Annotated in this window: 17 protein-coding genes, 1 tRNA gene and 1 pseudogene; 13 read left to right on the forward strand and 6 right to left on the reverse strand. The window is 63.6% G+C overall.

The features are described 5' to 3' along the window. Window positions 1-7 precede the first annotated feature (7 nt). Entirely contained in the window at window positions 8-511 is a 504-nt protein-coding gene (tadA, locus tag V3C33_04115; protein XAS68503.1) for a tRNA adenosine(34) deaminase TadA, read from the forward strand. Window positions 512-576: 65 nt separating this feature from the next. Here tadA and V3C33_04120 read toward each other — a convergent pair whose 3' ends face one another. From V3C33_04120 to V3C33_04135, 4 genes are read right to left on the reverse strand one after another with little or no spacing between them, the layout of a single operon-like run. Beyond that, on the reverse strand, window positions 577-1,836 hold the full coding sequence (locus tag V3C33_04120; protein XAS68504.1) for a crosslink repair DNA glycosylase YcaQ family protein: 1,260 nt from the start codon (window positions 1,834-1,836) through the stop codon (window positions 577-579). Window positions 1,837-1,840: 4 nt separating this feature from the next. Continuing rightward, window positions 1,841-3,034, reverse strand: a complete 1,194-nt coding sequence (locus V3C33_04125) for a glycosyltransferase family 4 protein (protein XAS68505.1) — start codon at window positions 3,032-3,034, stop codon at window positions 1,841-1,843. 8 nt (window positions 3,035-3,042) lie between these two features. Next, a complete protein-coding gene (locus V3C33_04130; GenBank protein ID XAS68506.1) occupies window positions 3,043-3,441 on the reverse strand; it encodes a 6-carboxytetrahydropterin synthase in 399 nt (132 codons plus the stop codon). Window positions 3,442-3,444: 3 nt separating this feature from the next. Continuing rightward, window positions 3,445-4,485 carry a zinc-binding alcohol dehydrogenase gene (locus tag V3C33_04135; protein XAS68507.1) on the reverse strand — a complete coding sequence of 347 codons (1,041 nt, stop codon included), beginning with the start codon at window positions 4,483-4,485 and terminating at the stop codon, window positions 3,445-3,447. A 91-nt stretch (window positions 4,486-4,576) separates the two neighbouring features. Here V3C33_04135 and V3C33_04140 point away from each other — a divergent pair. Continuing rightward, window positions 4,577-4,663 (forward strand) — tRNA-Ser (locus V3C33_04140). A gap of 165 nt (window positions 4,664-4,828) precedes the next feature. Here the strand turns inward: V3C33_04140 and V3C33_04145 are convergent. Continuing rightward, window positions 4,829-5,167 (reverse strand): hypothetical protein, encoded by a 339-nt coding sequence (locus V3C33_04145; protein XAS68508.1) that lies wholly within the window; start codon window positions 5,165-5,167, stop codon window positions 4,829-4,831. Window positions 5,168-5,469: 302 nt separating this feature from the next. Here V3C33_04145 and V3C33_04150 point away from each other — a divergent pair, with 302 nt between their 5' ends. Both V3C33_04150 and V3C33_04155 read left to right on the forward strand, forming a co-directional pair. Then, window positions 5,470-6,726 (forward strand): hypothetical protein, encoded by a 1,257-nt coding sequence (locus V3C33_04150; protein ID XAS68509.1) that lies wholly within the window; start codon window positions 5,470-5,472, stop codon window positions 6,724-6,726. 145 nt (window positions 6,727-6,871) lie between these two features. Next, the gene (locus V3C33_04155) at window positions 6,872-7,408 is read left to right on the forward strand and encodes an SRPBCC family protein (GenBank protein ID XAS68510.1); all 537 of its coding nucleotides are present in this window, start codon (window positions 6,872-6,874) and stop codon (window positions 7,406-7,408) included. A gap of 73 nt (window positions 7,409-7,481) precedes the next feature. On the opposite strand, the gene V3C33_04160 is transcribed toward V3C33_04155, so the two are convergent. Further along, the gene (locus V3C33_04160) at window positions 7,482-7,838 is read right to left on the reverse strand and encodes an amidohydrolase family protein (protein XAS68511.1); all 357 of its coding nucleotides are present in this window, start codon (window positions 7,836-7,838) and stop codon (window positions 7,482-7,484) included. A gap of 551 nt (window positions 7,839-8,389) precedes the next feature. On the opposite strand from V3C33_04160, the pseudogene V3C33_04165 reads away from it, so the two are divergent. The 9 genes and pseudogenes from V3C33_04165 to V3C33_04205 all read left to right on the forward strand — a co-directional run bounded on the left by V3C33_04165 (window position 8,390) and on the right by V3C33_04205 (window position 18,479). After that, window positions 8,390-8,702: pseudogene (locus tag V3C33_04165) on the forward strand (hypothetical protein). Between the two features lie 285 nt (window positions 8,703-8,987). Then, complete coding sequence (locus V3C33_04170; GenBank protein XAS68512.1) at window positions 8,988-10,475, forward strand: FAD binding domain-containing protein; 1,488 nt, start codon at window positions 8,988-8,990, stop codon at window positions 10,473-10,475. Then, entirely contained in the window at window positions 10,472-12,886 is a 2,415-nt protein-coding gene (gene xdhB / locus V3C33_04175) for a xanthine dehydrogenase molybdopterin binding subunit (protein XAS68513.1), read from the forward strand. Before V3C33_04170 ends, xdhB begins: the two co-directional genes overlap by 4 nt. Before the next feature lies 1 nt (window position 12,887). Then, window positions 12,888-13,772, forward strand: coding sequence for a xanthine dehydrogenase accessory protein XdhC (gene xdhC / locus V3C33_04180; protein ID XAS68514.1), 885 nt, complete (start codon window positions 12,888-12,890; stop codon window positions 13,770-13,772). Between the two features lie 127 nt (window positions 13,773-13,899). Beyond that, entirely contained in the window at window positions 13,900-14,568 is a 669-nt protein-coding gene (locus V3C33_04185; GenBank protein XAS68515.1) for a plasmid pRiA4b ORF-3 family protein, read from the forward strand. 67 nt (window positions 14,569-14,635) lie between these two features. After that, window positions 14,636-15,265, forward strand: coding sequence for a hypothetical protein (locus V3C33_04190; protein ID XAS68516.1), 630 nt, complete (start codon window positions 14,636-14,638; stop codon window positions 15,263-15,265). Between the two features lie 95 nt (window positions 15,266-15,360). Continuing rightward, window positions 15,361-16,098, forward strand: coding sequence for a YcnI family protein (locus V3C33_04195; GenBank protein XAS68517.1), 738 nt, complete (start codon window positions 15,361-15,363; stop codon window positions 16,096-16,098). A gap of 103 nt (window positions 16,099-16,201) precedes the next feature. After that, complete coding sequence (locus V3C33_04200) at window positions 16,202-16,849, forward strand: DUF4232 domain-containing protein (protein XAS68518.1); 648 nt, start codon at window positions 16,202-16,204, stop codon at window positions 16,847-16,849. A gap of 145 nt (window positions 16,850-16,994) precedes the next feature. Beyond that, the gene (locus V3C33_04205; GenBank protein ID XAS68519.1) at window positions 16,995-18,479 is read left to right on the forward strand and encodes an FAD-dependent oxidoreductase; all 1,485 of its coding nucleotides are present in this window, start codon (window positions 16,995-16,997) and stop codon (window positions 18,477-18,479) included. Window positions 18,480-18,501 lie beyond the last annotated feature (22 nt).

The raw sequence follows: 18,501 nt of genomic DNA on the forward strand, positions 1-18,501 counted from the left end.
TTGAGCCATGGCCCCCGCAGATGAGCAGCACATTCAATGGATGGGCCGCGCCCTCGCCGAGGCGCGGCGGGCGCTGGCCACCGAGGACGTGCCGATCGGCGCCGTGGTGATAGGGCCCGACGGCGCGGTGCTGGGTGCCGGCCGCAACGAACGGGAAGCGCACGGAGACCCCACCGCCCACGCCGAGATGGTGGCCATCCGCCAGGCGGCGGCCGGGTTGCGCGCGCTTTCAGCGGCGGAAGGCAGCCGCGGTGATGGCTGGCGGCTGGAGGACTGCACTCTGGTGGTGACACTTGAACCGTGCGCCATGTGCGCCGGGGCCATTGTGCTGGCCCGGATTCCGCGGCTGGTGTTCGGCGCCTGGGATGAGAAAGCGGGCGCCGCCGGATCGGTGTTTGACGTCCTCCGCGAGCGCCGCCTCAACCACTGGGTGGAGGTCTACTCGGGCGTGCGGGAAGAAGAATGCGCCGCGCTGTTAAGGGCCTTCTTCGCCTGCCACCGGAGCACCTAATGCGGTTTCATTCCGCCGAGGTGAGACTTCGAGCCCAAGTTTTTCAAAATCATGGGCGCGAAGTATCACCTCGATGAATTGGCGGAGTCCAGGGCATCGATCCGCTTCTGACGTGATGCCGGTGAATCCAGGCTGAACGAGCGGAAATCGCCCAGGTCATCCCGGATCCATGCCTCCACTTCGGCAATCCGCAGCGTCACGGCCGGAGTGGGCCCGCCGAACAGCCAGTAGGCAATCCGTCCCTTGCCGGGATCGTACTGCCACAGCCCGATGATCCGGCCACGGTCAAAGATGGGGTGGTCCGACAGATCCGCCTGCAGCGCCAGGGTTGAATCCAACACCTTTTTGCCCTTGTCCTCCTCGGCAAACATGTCACCTGAGTTCCGGCGCTGCAGCACGAGCGAATCCGTCCCGGCCAGCAGCTGAATCTGTTCCTCCCCAGGTACCTCGAAAGCAGCGAGGCGTTCGACGTCGTCGGGCAGCATCCACAGCGCTTCGCCCCCGGCGGTGGGCACGGCCGTGGGGACCTCAACGGCGCCCGCGGCGTCAAAAGCCGCCTTGCTCTGGGCTACGGTGAACCCCGTGAACCACTGCGACTGCTTGAGCGTGGCTCCGCCCGTCCAGCCGAGGTACCTGCGGGCCAGTTCGGCGCGGGCGGCGTCGGCGTCGAGCCCGCTGGTCGGAAGCCCCCACAGGGTGTAGGCGTAGCGCTGCTGGTCGAGGCGGCCGTTGACGGGGACGCGGCGGATCCTGCCATCGGTCTGCAGCAGGCCCAGCGCGGTGGGCAGTGTGGTGGAGGCGCCTTTCTTCTTGCCTTCCTCACCCAGGCTGCGGACGGACTCGCCGAGCTCGTCCTTGAGCTGCTTGGGGTCCATGGGCCCGGATGCCTCGGCCAGCGTGTGCAGCACCTGCTCCTCGAGGAGGGTGATTTCGCCGCGGTCCACGCCCAGCTTGCCGAGCACTTTGACAGTCACCTCGGCGGCGTCCTTGCCGAGCTGGAGCGCCCAGGGGTAATCGCCCTGACCCAGCACGTAGGTGCAGCCGCGGGCGGTGGGAAGCTCGTGGATTTTCACCGAGAGGAGGTCCGAATCCACCTGAGCGCGGCGGATTCCGGCGCGGGCAAAGACGGTGAGGTACGGGTTGGCGCCACCTACGGAGCGTGCCCAGCCGGCACCGGCGAACACCTCTTCGGTGGTGGCTCCGGCCAGCGAGCCATCCAGGCCCTGCTTGTGCCAGGCCCACGCCCGGAGCAACCCGGCGGTGAGGGTCTCGGCGTTGAGGCTTCCCGTCCTGGAGCTTCCGGCGGACGACGCGTAGGTAGTCATGGGCTCATTGTCTATCAGCCGGACCCGCTGCGGTAGCGTCCGGCCTGCCTCCGGCCACGATTTCCAGCACCCGCCGTGCCGTCGCGTCCCAGCGGGGCAGGCGCTCCCGGCCTCGAACGGCAGCCAGCCGCCAGCCGTCACGGATGTCCGGCTCAGTCAGCCAGCGGCGCAGCAGTGCCGCGAGCGGGGCCGGATCCGTATCGAGTACGACGGCGGCACCCGGCCACGCTTGATTCTCACCTGCCCTCTCCCCCGCCTCTGCTGTTGGGCCCGCTGCGCCTGCGAGCGCGAGCGCTTCCACTGCACCGGTGCCGCCCCGGACCACCACCGGGATACCGCGGGCAATGGATTCGGTCACCACCAGGCCGAACGTCTCCGCCTTTGATACCAGCAGGCTGAGATCGGCTGCGCCCCACTCCTCCTCCAGCCTGTTGCCCGTCAGCTGGCCGGTGATCCGGACCCGGTCCTGCAGCCCATGGTGCCCGATGGCGGCGCGGATCAGCCCGGCGTAGCCAGGATCGGCCGAGTCAGAGCCCACCAACGCCGCCGTCCAGGGCAGGTCTGTCAGCCGGGCCAGCGCGGCGATGGTCAACAGCTGGTCCTTGTTGGGCAGTAGCGCGGCCACGGCAACCAGGTGCGGCGGGTCCGAGCCGGCCGCCAGCGCAGCTGGGTCAGTGCCGGGGAGCGCCACGCTGACACCGTGGATGTCGTGCCGTTTGGTGATCCTCGCGCTTGCTGAGGAACTGGTGCAGATCACCCCGGCCGCTGCGCGGAGGGCGCGGGCCTCCAGCCGGGGGTGTTCGGCGAGCGGCATGTGCAGCAGAATCCACACGGGGTGCCCGGCGACGGCTGCGTCCTCCAGCTCATCGGGGGCCCCGCAGGCGATCAGCCCGTCCACGATTGTCACGGCGTTCCCCGTCACGGTCGTCGTGGCATCGGCGCGGGCATTGGTACCCCGGGCATTGGTGTCCCCCGGCTGGGCGCCCGCTGCCCCCAGAACCCCGGCCAGCCGCCGTCGTTCGTCTTCACTGGCACGTGGCCAGGTACCCTCCACCGGGAGCAGCTCCACTACGGCGCCCAGCGTGGCCAGTTCGCGTGCCAGGCGGGAGTTGTAGACGTTGCCGCCGGACTTGTGGCGCACGTTGGCCGGGACCAGGAGCCTGATGCGGCGCACGGGCTGGGTCACAGGGCGGGACACGGATCGCGCTACGGGGCGGTGAAGTCGAGCGAGCAGGAAGCCCAGGCGTCCGGGGTCTCGCGCAGGGTGACGGCCAGCCCGGCGAGTTCACGGCCGTCGTCGCCCTCTCTGATCCGGGCAGCAACAGCACTGGCGATGTATTCAGCCAGCGCCTCGGTGGTGCTCAGCTTGCCGGCAAAATCCGGGTGCTCGTCCAGATTGCTGTAGTTGAGGCCAGCCAGAATTCCATCCACGATCTCACCGGCCTCGCCGATGTCCAGCACAATCGCGTTCTCATTGAGAACCCGACGGCGGAACGACACCTCCGCGACGAAGGTCGCCCCGTGCAGTCCCTGGGCCGGGCCGAAGGCCTCCCGCGGAAGGCTGTGGGCGATCATAAAGTGACGGCGGACGGTCAGGCTGAACACCGGTTACCTCTTGTCTTCGGCGGGCCGGGGGTAGGTGGGCTGGGATGCGGCGGGCCGGGGGTAGGCGATCACATGGCACAGGGCTTCAAGCTCGCCGTCTGCCAGTTGCTGCACAACGTCCGGCAAGTCGGCAAAGGGCGTTTCGCCGGTCAGGAATACGTCAAAAACCGGGTCCTTCAGCAGCGAGACGGCCAGGTCCAGGCGGTCCGCGTTGGTCCGCCGGTGCCGCCGTGCCCGGGCCACAACGCCCACCTGGCTGGCGCGGATCGAAAGCCGGCGGGCGTGGAAGTCCTCCCCCAGCGGCAGGGTGACTTTATTGTCGGCGTACCAGGACATTTCGATGATGTCCCCTTCATCGCCCACCAGCTGCAGGCTGCGTTCCAGCCCTTCCTGCGATGCCGAGCAGTGGAACACGATGTCGCAGTCGGGCAGGGCATCGTCCGGGTGGGCGAAGTCAACACCGATAACGTCGGCGAGCTCTTTGCGGCCAGGGTCCACGTCCACCAGCTGAAGTCTCGCCAGCGGGAAGGTCCGCACGAGCGTGGCCACCATGCCGCCCACCAGTCCGGCGCCGATCACGGCGATCCTGTCTCCCAACCGCGGGCCGGCCTCCCACAGGGCGTTAACGGCGGTCTCCACGGTTCCGGTGAGCACCGCGCGGCGGGCCGGGACGCCGTCGGGAATTCTTGTGAGGTCGTTGATGGAAACAACGTAGCGGTCCTGATGCGGGTGCAGGCAGAAAACAGTGTGGCCTGCCCAGCTTTCCGGGCCCTGCTCCACAACGCCCACGGAAAGGTAGCCGAACTTCACCGGTGAGGGGAAGGAGCCTTCCTGGTGCGGCGCCCGCATTTCCTCTGCCACCCTGGGCGGTACGCATCCGGTGTGGACCACGATTTCCGTGCCTTTGCTGATGCCTGAGTAGAGGGTACAGACCAATGCTTCGTCCGGCCCCGGGGGAGGGAGATCCTCAGTTCTGAGCTCGCCTTGATCCGGACCCGTAGTCCAATACGCTGTTGCCTGGGGACGTTGCTGGGAAATAGTCATCTTGCTGACGAATCTAATGCCCGGATGTGCGCGCGGGGAAGAGGCTGCCGTTTTGGGGATGCGCGCCCTGCTCCGGTAACCTATTCAGGTTGGTGACGTGTCCGAGCGGCCGAAGGTGCAACACTCGAAATGTTGTTTGGTGTCAAAGCCAACGTGGGTTCAAATCCCACCGTCACCGCGAAATCAGAAGGCGTCTACATCGTTGATAACACAGCGAAGTAGGCGCCTTTTGTGTTTGCAGTTCAGTCCCGGGAGCGCACTTTGAGCGCAACCTGTTGTGATGCGGCGTGCCACTGCTTCCCCTTGTTCACAAGGCAAGCAGTGACCTTTGCTTTGCCCGGACCTACAGCGTGTCCGGCTTTGGATCGCCCTTGTGTCCACGCAGGTTGTCCTGGACCTTGCCGAAGAGGTCCTTGATAGTGGATTCCGTGTTGGTCAGCATGTCCGGCTGAATGTAGACGATCCGGGTTGGTGGAACGCTGTAGCTGGACCGCAGGCCACCGGTGCCATCCACCCCGTCAAGGGCAATGGTTACTCCGCCTTCCTTGCGTGCAATGGCCACGATCCGTCCGAAAACCAGCGTGAATTCATCCGGCTCGAAGCTGACGGTCTGCCCTACATGAGTCCGGTTGAGCTCGCTGGCGGGAGTTGCTTTCTCGTTGCCAGTCCCTGAGTAGTTCATGATGTTCTCCCTGAGGTGGGTTGGCGACTTACGCCAGCAGTTTAGTGCCGGACATGGTGGCCGTACAGACCCCGCCGAATGGCTTTGCCACAGATGTGTGCCGCCCCGGCCTCGAAGATTGTAGGCTTCTTGCAGTCGCTTGCTTCGTTGCGACAGCAACTGCTTCTGCACCGCCCGCCACCATCGGAGGGATCACCGTGGCCACGAGAACAAACAAGCCAAAAAACAAGGGCAACCGTCACTTGAGCGCCGTCCCGTCGGCGCCCAGGATGCCACTACAGCTTGTGTTGAACCATCGTGTGGTGGACTCACTCACCGGCGATTTTGTCAGGTGGTACGAAGGCACCTTCGGTGATGCGTCCGATGCCCTTGATTGCCTTGAGGTGGTCAAGCTCTTCATCACCACCACGCATGCGCTCACCGATCGAAGCTGGGCCACGAAACTGGAACTGGCCGGGCTCGAGGACGCTGCCGAAACCATCGCTGGCACTCTGATTGAAAACGACGGGGAGGATGCACTGGACGATCTCTACGACACTCTTCATGTCTACGTGGACTACCTCAAAGAATCTGGCCACTGGAGCGGCACGGACGCCGAGTACAACGATATCCACGACTTCCTGACGGGCGAGTCAATCTCTGAATTCCAACGTATTCCGGATTTCCAGGTGCCCGACCTCAGCCAACAGGATCAGGATCAGGCCTTTGCCGGACTGCCGCTGATACAGCGGGCCACATGCTTGCTGGAATGGATCGGCGCCGGCAAGGAAGTGACCAGCACCGGTGTCCTCCGGCTGAAGGACATTGCGGAAGCCGCCGCAGCAGTGGGCGTACAGGCCGTGGGAAAGCGTGCTCCGCGACGTCCGGCAGGCCTGGCCTTCCACGATGCAGAAGAGGAAGGGGGCCATCAGGGCGCCCTCTTGGAAGTCGGGACCATGCACGACGTACCGGTGTTGAGCGACGTCTGGGCAGCCCTGGTCAGGTCGGGAATCATCACCCTCGGCTCAACCCGCGCCACACCCGGCCCGGGGGCAGATCTGTGGAACGGTCAGGACATCGCGGACAGGCTGGAGATCCGGTGCGAGTTCACTACTGCCTTGCTCGCCGATGCAGTTACCGACACGGACAGCAGCTGGTCCGGACAGGAGCCTGAGCTGGATGGCGTCCTCGCGGTGATCCTCGCGAAAGGTGCCACCGCCGATCCCATGGAAGTTGAGGAACTCACAGAGCTGGCAACGAGTGGGAATACCGGCGACATTTTCCTGGCGTTCTCGGCTCTGCGAGCGCGGTCGAAGCTGGCAGCCCTAGCCGATTTTGGCCTGGTGAGAGTCGACAGCCACTACACGGTTACCCCGGTGGTCGTCCAAAGCCTCGTTCCAGCCATCGCCGAGGTCCTGTTGTCGGCGGAGGGTTATGATCCGGAGGACTTCGAGGATCCCCCGTCACTCCGGGGGATTGAGGATGTAAGGGACGACGACGGCGTGGCCACCGGTGGTGCGGGCACCCGGCGCGTCAACGCACCGCCGTCGAACGTCACCCAGCCGCATCCGGATAAATAACGAACCGCCGCCCGGGACCGATTTGTGGGATGACCGGTCCACCAGGAACTGAGCCGGACTACGGAACTGTTGACCGGCCCCGCCTCCGTGAGTACGGTTTGAGGCATCGTTCCGACCAAACCGGACGCACTGATCGGTGGATGACATGGGCAGCAGCGACTACGAGTTCGTGACCGTGTGGCGCGTTGCGGGGACTGTTGATGAGGTTGCGGCGATCCTGGGCGATGCCACGACGCTGTCCCGATGGTGGCCCTCTGTCTATCTCAGCGTGCAAGGCGTCATCCCGGGAGCCCCGGACGGCTCCGGCAAGGTTGTCGATCTCTATACCAAGGGCTGGCTGCCCTACACACTGCGGTGGACACTCACCACCACCGAACCGGTCACGAACCGGGGCTTCGCGCTCACAGCCGCCGGCGACCTGAACGGAACAGGCCGCTGGACATTCGCACAGGACGGGCCGGAAACCGTGATCACCTACGACTGGCGGGTCAGCGCTGCCAAGCCCCTCCTGCGGCGCCTGAGCTGGCTCATGAAACCGGCGTTTTCCGCTAACCACCATTGGGCCATGGCCAGGGGGCAGGAAAGCCTGGCCTTGGAACTGCGCCGCCGGCGTCCGGGAACGGATCCGCTGAACGTTCCCCCACCGCCGCCAGCCACATTCCGGCGGTTCGCCCGGTCCTGATTGGCCAAGAGCGCCAATCAGGACTGCATTCATCCAAACCGCATTCATCCGCCAGGGCGTCCGCTGCAGAGTTTCACGCCACGTATCTCCTCTGCCCGCCCACCACCGTCATAGACACCGAAGTAGTCAGCAGGGATTCAAGTCCTGCCGCGAACGGATCCGCATCCAGCACGACGAAATCTGCGTATAGCCCGGCGGCAAGCCTGCCCATATCCCGCTCCATTCCGCAGGAGAACGCCGCATCACGGGTTGCGTGGCAGAGCGCATCACCCAGCCCCAGGGCATACGCCGGGATGTTTGCGGGGAGGCTCGGGTCAAGTGCGGACTTTCGCGTGGTGGCGATGTACATGTTCGGCAGGGCGGATGCGGCGCCGTCGGCGCGTCCGTGCCGAGGGCCAAGGTGGCCCCGGCCTCGGTGAACTCGGTCCACGGGTAGGCCCGCTCCGTCCGGTGATCGCCCAACATCGCCTGCCAGTTTCCCTGAATGGCCGGATCCGAGTGCACGGGTTGCATGGAGGCGACAACACCCAAGCTGCAAGCCTGGTGATGTTTTCCCGGGTGATGGTCTCCAGATGCTCCATGCGGTGGCGGCGGTGGCGGTCCCCATTGATCCGGTAAGCATGCTCCAGCGAATCAAGGGCCACCTGGGACGCTTCGTCCCCGATCGCATGCATGGCGATCTGAAGTCCGGCGGCATCAGCCGCCGTACCCACGGGAATCAGGGCCTCCAGCTCCCAGATCAGGCCGGCTACGCTGCCGTCGGCATAGGGCTCCTTCATGGCCGCGGTGCAGCTGTCGATCACCCCGTCCACCACGAGTTTGATGCCGGCGATCCGCAACCAGGGGCCGTTGACTTCCCTGTTCAGGGCAATGGGCCGCTCAACCTGCCCAGGGGCATCCGCAGTTGTCGCGGACGGGCTGATGAGCCAATGCCCGGTCACCCGCAGCGGCAGCTGTCCGGCAGAAGCAAGGGTCCTGCGCAACACGACGATCTATAGCCTCAACGACCGCTACCGCGGTATCAAGAAGGGCCGCCAGGTCATCTTCCTCAACCCCGATGATCTCGCCGAACTGGGCATCGCCGATGGCGACTTCGTCAACATCACCGTGAATGGCACGATGACGCAGATCGCTCCGTGGAGAACTTCCGTGTAATCGCCTACCCGACCGCGCGAGGATGCGCGGCGGCCTACTTCCCGGAGGCGAACCGCCTCGACCCGCTGGAAGCGTGGCGGAAGGAAGCAACACCCCGGCGTCGAAGTCCGTTGTTGTCCGCCTGGAGCCGACCGCATAGAAACAGAGCGCGCCTCCGCAGTTACCGGGGGTACCCCTGCTGCAAGCCCCGATCGCTAGCCGTACTGCAGGCCAGCAATGCTGGTGCTATGGCAACTTGCCGTCACGGCACGAGTCATATCCGGATTATGGAAATTATCTTCCATAATCGTGTAGAGTTTCCCGTGTGTTACGGGTCACGTACGACTGATACCAAGCAGAACCGCCGCTGTACACCACAAAGCTAACGCAAGAAACTAGCTGAGAGGTCCTCTTAAAGTAAGGGGGACGCTGAGGAGGGCAAATCATGGATGGTATCAAAGTAACGGTCAACGGTAAGGTCCGGGGCTGCGATGGGGTGAGCCCGCACGTCCGGCTGCTCGACTGGTTGCGGTCAGAAGGGCTCACCGGCTCCAAGGAAGGCTGCGCCGAAGGCGAATGCGGTGCCTGTGCCGTGATGGTGGCCCGTCCGGACGGACCCGACCGCAGCCGATGGACATCAGTGAACGCGTGCCTGCCTCCTGCCTTGGCGTTCGACGGCCAGGAAATCATCACCGCCGAGGGCCTCGGTACCGCATCGGGACCCAATGTGAGGGAAGAGCTGCACCCGGTCCAGCGAGAGATGGCTGACCGCGGAGGATCCCAGTGCGGTTACTGCACCCCGGGCTTCGTCTGCTCCATGGCCGCTGAATTCTACCGCCCCGAGCGGGACGCCTCAAAGGCAGAAGCGCCTAACGAGGAGCACAAAACCGACCATGAGTGCGGTCCCAACGACTTCGACCTGCATGCGTTGAGCGGCAACCTCTGCCGCTGCACCGGATACCGGCCCATCCGAGATGCAGCGTATGCCCTCGGCGCCCCAGCGGAAACCGACCCCCTATTGGAGCGTCAGGACAGTCCCGCACCGGCAGCCCGGCACACTCAGATCACCACAGATGGTGCACAGTTCGTCCGTCCACAAACCATGGAAGAGCTCTTTGAGCGTCTCGCTCAGAACCCTGAGTCCAAACTGGTCGCCGGTGCTACCGACCTCGGCGTGGAGGTCAACATCCGGCACACCAGGCCTCCGCTGGTCCTGGCTATTGACCGGCTCGAGCCCTTGCGGGAGCTCAAGATTGGCACCGATTCGATCGAGATCGGCGCCGCCCTGACCCTCACTGAAATCGAACGTGGGCTCGCCGGAACAGTGCCGCTGCTGGCCCAACTCTTCCCCCAGTTCGCCTCGCGGTTGATCCGCAACGCCGCAAGCTTTGGTGGCAATCTCGGCACCGGATCCCCTATCGGTGATTCAGCTCCGGCGCTGCTTGCTTTGAACGCTTCCTTGGTCCTGGCGTCCACGAACGGCGAGCGCATGGTCCCACTTTCTGAGTACTTCACCGGATACCGCCAGACGGTGAAACAACCCGGCGAGATCATCCGCACCGTGCAGATTCCGCTGCCCCTCGCGGAGAAAACTGCCTTCTACAAGATCGCTAAGCGTCGCTTCGATGACATCTCCAGCGTTGCCATCGGTATTGCAATGCAGCTGGATGAAGGCACTATCACCTCCATCCAGATCGGTTTGGGCGGCGTTGCAGCCACACCTATCCGTGCACAAATAGCTGAACAAGTTCTTCTTGGCAAGCAGTGGACTCCTGAGATTGCTGCCGAAGCTGCGGCTGCAATGGCCACTGAAGGTACTCCTATTGATGACTTCCGAGCCAGCTCCAAGTACCGCTCAACCATGCTCGGACAAGTAATGCTCAAGTTCTATGCGGAAACACAGTCCGCCAACACTTTGGAGGTAAGCAAGTGAAATCTCTAGCCGATCGTCCGGCAAACCCAGTTGTTGGAACTTCCGTCTCCCATGAGAGCGCTTCCCAGCACGTCACCGGTGCTGCACTCTACACAGATGACCTTTTCTACAAAGATCAGAATGTGCTTCATGCCTGGCCTGTTCAAGCCACGGTTGCCCACGCCAAAATCACCTCGCTGAACACTGAGCCAGCTTTAGAGATCCCGGGCGTTGTCCGAGTTCTTACAGCTGCAGACGTGCCGGGCATTAACGACGCGGGCATCAAGCATGACGAGCCGCTCTTCCCTAGCGAGATCATGTTTTATGGCCATGCCGTGTGCTGGGTTTTGGCTGACACACTCGAAGCCGCACGTTTGGGAGCCGAAGCGGTCACCATTGGCTTTGAGGTACTTCCCTCCCTGATCACTGTTCCTGAAGCTATTGCAGCGGAGAGTTTCCAAGGCCACCGGCCCACAGTTACTCGTGGCGACGCCGATGCAGCCCTTGAGACTTCTGCTTACCGTTTCACCGGCGAGCTGGAATTTGGCGGCCAAGAGCACTTCTACCTGGAAACTCATGCCTCTTACGCTCGTGTTGATGAGGGTGGGCAGCTCTTCGTTCAGTCAAGTACTCAGCACCCTTCGGAGACTCAAGAAATTGTGGCTCACGTTCTTGGCTTGAATAGCCATGAGGTGACAGTTCAGTGTGTCCGCATGGGTGGTGCATTCGGTGGCAAAGAAATGCAGCCGCACGGTTTTGCAGCTATTGCCGCTTTGGGTGCAACTCTTACCGGACGCCCTGTACGTCTGCGCCTGAACCGTACTCAGGACATCACCATGACAGGAAAGCGCCACCCCTTCCTCGCTAGCTGGGAAGTTGGCTTCGATAGGGATGGTTACATCCAGGCATTGAAAGCCACGCTTACCAGCGACGGCGGCTGGAGCCTTGATCTTTCCGAGCCAGTTTTGGCCCGCGCACTGTGCCACATCGACAATGCGTACTGGATCCCTAATGTTAAAGTCAACGGTCAGATTGCGAAGACTAATAAGACTTCGCAAACCGCCTACCGTGGCTTCGGTGGACCACAGGGCATGATCGTGATCGAAGACTTACTAGGCCGCTGCGCCCCGCTCCTGGGCCTGGACCCAGCCGAGTTGCGCCGTCGTAATCTTTACTCACCTGGCCAGAGCACTCCTTACGGTCAGCCAGTAAGGCATGCTGAGCGTTTGGTTACCATCTGGGATCAGCTTGTTGAGCGTTCCGATCTTGAGGCTCGCAAAGAGCAGATCGCCGCCTTCAACGCTGCCCACCCGAACACTAAGCGTGCCCTGGCCATCACTCCTGTGAAGTTCGGCATCTCCTTCAACTTCTCAGCGTTCAACCAGGCGGGCGCTCTTGTGCACGTCTACAAGGACGGCTCCGTACTCATCAACCACGGTGGAACTGAGATGGGCCAAGGTCTGCATAGCAAGATGCGGCAGGTTGCCGCTACAGCTCTTGGGGTGCCCTTGGAAGCTGTTAAGTTGGCTCCAACTCGTACTGATAAGGTGCCCAACACCTCGGCAACTGCCGCGAGTTCGGGTACCGACCTCAACGGTGGTGCGATCAAGAATGCTTGTGATCAGATCAGCACTCGCCTAGCTGAAGCCGCTGCCCGTAAGTTCAACGTGCACCCTGACGATATTCGCTTCTCCCAGGGCAAGGTCACTGCCATCAGCATTGCTGATCAGGAAATTGCTTTCAATGATTTGGTTCGCGACGCGTACTTCCAGCGCATCCAGCTGTGGGCTGCTGGGTTCTACCGCACCGAGGGGCTCCACTGGGATCCGGTGAAGATGCACGGTGAGCCGTTCAAGTACTTCTCCTTTGGTGCTGCGGTTTCAGAAGTTGAGGTGGATGGCTTCACTGGGGCATACCGTCAGTTGCGCACTGATATTGTTCACGACGTCGGAGATAGCCTTTCGCCGCTGATCGACGTCGGGCAGATCGAAGGCGGTTTTGTTCAGGGTGCCGGCTGGCTGACTCTTGAGGAACTCCGCTGGGATGTTTCTGAGGGAGCGAACCGTGGGCGCCTTGCTACTCAGTCTGCGAGTACTTATAAACTGCCGAGCTTCTCTGAGATGCCTGCAGAGTTCAATGTTCACCTCTTTGAGCAGGCCACCGAAAGCGGAGTTGTGTACGGTTCTAAAGCCGTGGGCGAGCCACCTTTCATGCTTGCCTTCAGTGTTCGCGAGGCTTTGCGTGAGGCTGTTGCAGCCTTCAGCACAAGCAAAGGAGCCGTAGAACTTCCTAGCCCTTCCACCCCAGAGGGTATCTTCTGGGCCGTTCAGCGGGCCAAGGATTCTTCATCAGCCTCAGAGACGGTTGCTGTTTCATCAGCTGCTTCATTGGCCGCTGCTGAGATTACGCTTTCACCGGTTCCTGTTCACTAAAATGGACTGGCTGCAAGCGCTGCAAGAACTGCGTTCTGACGGGCTGCCAGGTGTTCTGGCAACCGTCACTGAAGTACGCGGGCACGCCCCTAGGGAGGCCGGAGCGAAGATGTTGATCGGCGCCGAGGCCCTCTGGGGCAGCGTTGGTGGCGGAAACCTGGAGGCGACAGTGGTGGACCGGGCTCGTGCCATGATCTCATCCGGCACGGCCTCCCCCGAGGCTCTTGATTTCTCTCTTAATGAGCATGCTGCCACTGAGCATGGAAAACAGTGTTGCGGAGGCGTTGTTAACGTACTTCTTGAGCCGTTTCTTTCCCGCCCAACAGTTGCCATCTTCGGGATGGGGCATGTTGGTCATGAGCTGGCTCGGATACTTTCCAGGCTGTCTCTGAATCTTCATCTGGTGGACAGCCGGGCTGAGCAATTGAAGCCTGAGCGGCTTGCAGACATCACGGGCGGCGTTGCTGAGGTGCATTCTCATCACAGCCCAGTTCCAGATTCAGTTCTGGGAGAGTTACCTGCTGGCACGCATGTTTTCATCATGACCCATGACCATGCCGAGGACTTTCTGCTGTGCGACGCCGCGCTACGTCGGGACGATTTGGGCTCAGCGGGTCTGATCGGTTCCAAAGCCAAGTGGTCAAGGTTCCGTCAGCGACTCAAGGGCGAAGGGCATTCCGAGGCAGATATTGACTGGATCAGCTGCCCCATTGGTCTTCCTGAAATCACAGGTAAGGCTCCGGCTGTGATTGCTGTCAGCGTTGCTGCCAAGCTACTCCAGACAGTCCAGTCCGCGGCAGTGCCTGCAGACAGCGACCGACAGGAGAACGATCGCCCCGGCGTGATACTGGCGGGAGATCCCACAACCCCGTACGGCCGAAGCTGAAGACGGCGGCGACATCTTCATGGCGTTCGCAGCGCAGCGGGCAAAGTCAAGGTTGGCCGGACTGGCGGACCTGGGCTTGGTGGAAGCCACGTCAGGCTACACCGTCCCGCCGGTTGTCATTCAGTGCTTGGCAACCGCTATCGCCCTGGCCGTATCAGAAGAAGAATTCGATGAATTCGGCGCCTTCATCGACCACGAGGATGACGCAGACCACGGTGACTTCGGGGACAGTACCCACGACGGCGGTTCAGGCCGCCTGCGCGTTGCGGCGGAACCGCCGTCGAACGTCATTCAAATGCGTCAAAGCAGGGTGGGAAGCGTGGAAGAAATCCCGGCGGCGAAGAAGCCCCCGAGGAAGAAGCCCACGGCCGGCGCCACAGCCTTCCAGCTCAAAATTCAGCTGAAAGGTTCAAAGCCGCCCATCTGGCGCCGCGTGCTGGTGCCCGGCAGCATGCGGCTCAGTGAGCTCCATGAGGTGATCCAGTCCGTCTTTGAGTGGCAGGGATATCATCTGCATTCGTTCGAAGTCTCGCCAGGCTCGACCACGCTCGAGAAAATCGTGCCAACGGTCAACGGTCAGGATTATCCGTGCTGCACAGGCGGCCGCGGTGCCGCCCCGTCCGAGGACAGTGGAGGAGTATGGGGCTGGGCCGAAAAGGTTGAGGCTGCCAACGACCCCGCCCACGAGGAACATGACGAGATCCGGGATTGGCTCGGACTGGCCGCCGGTGAGACGCTTGACCCTAAAGCCTTTGATGTCGCGGAGGCAGATGACGAGCTGGACCACCTGCGCTGATCCATGGCAGCTGATCCACGGCCACAGAGTGCCTGCCCGCCACCAACGAGCCTTGAGGGAGGACTCCGTGCACACATATCAAGCCCGGGTTCCTTTCCATTTCCTCCGGTCCTCCGTGGTGGCGGCAAGCGTTGTAGTGCTTGCGGCCTGCGCCCACGTTGTGGGCGGCGGCGAACTCCCCGCACCCGGCATCATGCTCGCGGCAGCGGTCCTCACCGGGCTTGCCGCCACCGCAGCCACACGTCTCAGACTCAACTTCCTTGCCCTGACGGCAATTCTCGGCGCCGGACAGCTGGTGCTGCACGAGGTCTTCACGGCCCTGGGCGGTTCCGTGCCGGCAACCGCGTCCGGCATCCCCTCTCTGCACCACACGGGTCCGGGGAGCCTTCCGGTGGCAGGCCAGCTGGACGCCGCCGTGCACCTCCACCAGCTGGACTCCGTTGCCGCCGTGTGGATGCTCTCAGCCCATGCCTTGGCCACCGTCGGAACCGCGCTGCTGCTCGCAAAGGGCGAAACTGCGCTGTGGGCCCTGGCTGCCTGGCTCAGGCCCCTGATCCAGCTGCCGGATGCGGTAAAGCCCGACGCCGTTGCGGCAGCAGCGGTGACCGGCCAGCCGGCGGCCGCCACTCCCCCGCCCTGGCGGAACCTCAGGCAAGACAGCCGGCGCGGCCCGCCTTCCGCCGTCGTGCTTCCCTGACCCTGCCCGTACCGCTGGCCGAAAGCGGTAACGGCCCCCACCCCGCTTATCGGCACTCCGCCTTCGAACAGAACGGGTGCCGCCGAAAGGCAATAATGACCAAGTCCATCCTCCGCCGCGCTCTCTCCGCCACAGCCGTGGCCGCCGGCACCGCAGGCCTTATGCTCGCCGGAACCACCGGCGCGTCCGCGCACGTGGGCGTCACCCCGGATACGACCGCCGCCAATTCCCATGCCCTCCTCACGTTCGGCATCCCGCATGGCTGTGACGGGTCCGCCACCACCAAGGTGACCATCACCCTTCCCGCCGAGCTCAACGACGCCCAGCCCACGGTGAACCCCAACTGGAGCGTGGAAAAGGTGACCGAGCAGCTGCCCGGGCCCAGGAAACTCGCCGACGGCAGCTCCATCACCAAGCGCACCAGCAAGATCGTCTACACTGCCAAGGCCCCGCTGTCCCCTGAACTCCGCGACGCCCTGGTGCTGTCCGCGAAGCTGCCGGACGCCGCGGGGACCACGCTCTACTTCCCCACGCTGCAGAACTGCGAGCAGGGCCAGACCGACTGGTCCCAGATCGCAAAGGCCGGCCAGGATCCGCACTCGCTCGAGGCCCCCGCACCGTCGGTCACCATCACCGATGTGGCCGCCTCGGAGTACCACGATGCCTCCGCCGCTCCTGCCGAAGCTGAGCGGGCCCCAGCAGTGTCCGACGACGGCGCTGCAGCACGCAGCTGGGCCGGCCTGGTTGCCGGCGTGGGAGGGCTCGCGCTGGGCGGCGCGGCGTTCGCCCGCAGCCGCCGCGGAAACACTGTGCCGGTTTCCGCAACGAAGTAGCGCACCGGATTTGATGCCCGGATCATCACAATCCGGGCATCAAATCCCGCTCCGCCCTCGTGGCATCGTTGACTCGGGCAACAGCGGACGCAATGGTGTAGCCATGAGGCCTCAACGAATCAGACACGGACTGGTAATCACGACGGCGGCTGCCGCGTTGGCACTGCTGCTCACGGCCTGCGGTCCAAGCCAGCCGCAGACCCAGGGAACCACCGAGCCGGGGCAGACTTCTGCCAGCCCCGGCAGTTCCGTCGCGGCACCCTCAACGTCCCAGCCGCCGTCGTCCGCTTCAGCGTCTGCTTCAGCGTCTGCTTCTTCCGCGCCGGCGGGGCCCGCGTGGTGCAAGGCCGCCACCCTGACCGCCACCACGGACGCCACGGGCGGCGGGGCCGCCGGCAGCGTCTACATGAAGCTGATCCTGACCAACAGCGGCGCCGCTCCGTGCCTGCTGAAGGGTTTCCCAGGCGTCTCCCTGACGGCGGGCGCCACCGGCGTCCCGATCGGAGCGCCGGCGCAACGGGACGAGTCCGCCCCCGCGGTGGGGCTGCTGCTGGCGCCGGGCCAGGCAGGGACGGCCGTGCTGCGCTACACCCAGGCGGGCAATTACACGAACTGCACCAGGACGCCCGCGGCCGGCTACCGGATCTATCCGCCCGAGGACACGGCCTCGCTGTTCTTCGCCGAGCGCAGGGATGCCTGCACCAATGCCGACATTAAACTGCTGACGATCGGCGCTTTCCAGGCCAAATAGCCCAGCCGGTCAGAAGTCCTGTTCCTAAACCCAAGGATCCTAAGTATCCTTATCGAATCCGTGAGGGTTCTGGATAGTACATACCGGACCCGTTGCAAATGGTCCGCCTGCATCGGGGCCAAGGCCCAGGGGCAGGTTGAGTGTCATGACTTCACTTTGGTTGGACCGCAAAGACACATTCCACACTGACGAATTCCAACCCGGAAGCCGCTACGACACCGTGGTTGCAGGCGCCGGGCTCACCGGCCTGGTCACGGCGCTGCTGCTTGCCCGTTCCGGCAAGAAGGTGGTGGTCCTGGAAGCCCGGGCCCCGGGCGCCGTCACCACGGGTAATACCACCGCGAAGGTCACCCTGCTTCAAGGCACAGTGCTGTCCTCGCTTGCGCATCAGTACCCGCACAAGATGGTCAATGCTTATGTTGAGGCCAACCGGGAGGGGCAGGCATGGCTGATCCGCTACTTCGAATCCCGCAATGTGCCGTTCCAGCTCCGTGATGCTTTCACCTACGCCACCACGCCCCGGGGTGCCGAGACTCTCCGATCGGAAATGACGGCGGCTGCCGCGGCAGGCCTTGACGTGGACTATGTCAGGGACACCGGGCTGCCGTTCCCCGTCAGTGGCGCCCTTCGTCTGACCGACCAGGCCCAGATCAACCCGATGGAGGTTCTTGACGCGCTGATAGAGGACATCCGGTCGCACGGCGGGAGCGTTGTTTCCGGGGTGCGCGTCAGGGATGTCAGCGGTACAGGCCCGGCCGCAGTGGAAACAGATCACGGATCCGTCATCGCCCAGGAGGTGGTGCTTGCCACCGGAACGCCCATCCTGAACCGCGGCCTGTACTTCGCGAAGCTGAAACCGCATCGTTCCTATGCCGCCGCTTTGGAACTGCCGGAATCTCTTGCCCCTCCCCCCGGAATGTACCTTTCTGTGGAGCAGCCCACCCGGTCGCTGCGGGACTATGAATTCCAGGGCCGCCGCCTCCTGCTGGTCGGCGGCAACGGTCATCCGGCGGGCCGGGCCGGATCCCCACAGGCGCACTTGGATGGGGTGCTCCATTGGGCGGGCGTGCATTTTCCGGGTGCGGTGGCTACACACACCTGGTCTGCGCAGGACTATCAGGCCACCAACCTCATGCCCTTCTTCGGCCGGCTACCCCGCGGCCGGGGTCGTATCTTCTTCGGCACGGGCTACAACAAGTGGGGAATGACCAATGCCGTGGCCGCCGCATTGGGGATCTCGGCGGACATTCTGGGCGGCCAGCTTCCGTGGGCCAACACCATCCACCGGCGCGCCACCTCTCCTCCGGGCGTCGCTTCGGCTGCTGCCCTCAACGCCGGAGTGGCGGCCACCCTGGCCAAGGACTGGGGCAAGATGGCGCTGAACCGGGGCCCGAAGGCTGAACCCGCCGAGGGCGAAGGCGTGGTGGTCCGGGACGGCGCCAAGCCTGTGGCGAAGTCAAGGGTCAACGGCGCCCTCTGTGAGGTGTCCGCCGTCTGCACTCACCTGGGCGGAATCGTCCACTGGAACGACAGCGAAAAAAGTTGGGACTGCCCCCTGCACGGTTCCCGGTTCAGCAGTGAGGGCCAACTGCTCGAAGGTCCCGCCACCCGGAACCTGCCGCAGGGCTGACCGAGGGGACGGTGCAGGCAAT

Source organism: Micrococcaceae bacterium Sec5.7 (assembly GCA_039636785.1).
Lineage (GTDB): Bacteria > Actinomycetota > Actinomycetes > Actinomycetales > Micrococcaceae > Arthrobacter.

What these genes read in the sequence shown, in the direction of transcription:
- tadA (XAS68503.1), top strand. Translation starts at nt 8, where the DNA reads ATGGCCCCCGCAGATGAGCAGCACATTCAATGGATGGGCCGCGCCCTC.
- V3C33_04120 (XAS68504.1), bottom strand. Translation starts at nt 1,836, where the DNA reads ATGACTACCTACGCGTCGTCCGCCGGAAGCTCCAGGACGGGAAGCCTC.
- V3C33_04135 (XAS68507.1), bottom strand. Translation starts at nt 4,485, where the DNA reads ATGACTATTTCCCAGCAACGTCCCCAGGCAACAGCGTATTGGACTACG.
- V3C33_04145 (XAS68508.1), bottom strand. Translation starts at nt 5,167, where the DNA reads ATGAACTACTCAGGGACTGGCAACGAGAAAGCAACTCCCGCCAGCGAG.
- V3C33_04155 (XAS68510.1), top strand. Translation starts at nt 6,872, where the DNA reads ATGGGCAGCAGCGACTACGAGTTCGTGACCGTGTGGCGCGTTGCGGGG.
- V3C33_04170 (XAS68512.1), top strand. Translation starts at nt 8,988, where the DNA reads ATGGATGGTATCAAAGTAACGGTCAACGGTAAGGTCCGGGGCTGCGAT.
- xdhC (XAS68514.1), top strand. Translation starts at nt 12,888, where the DNA reads ATGGACTGGCTGCAAGCGCTGCAAGAACTGCGTTCTGACGGGCTGCCA.
- V3C33_04195 (XAS68517.1), top strand. Translation starts at nt 15,361, where the DNA reads ATGACCAAGTCCATCCTCCGCCGCGCTCTCTCCGCCACAGCCGTGGCC.
- V3C33_04200 (XAS68518.1), top strand. Translation starts at nt 16,202, where the DNA reads ATGAGGCCTCAACGAATCAGACACGGACTGGTAATCACGACGGCGGCT.
- V3C33_04205 (XAS68519.1), top strand. Translation starts at nt 16,995, where the DNA reads ATGACTTCACTTTGGTTGGACCGCAAAGACACATTCCACACTGACGAA.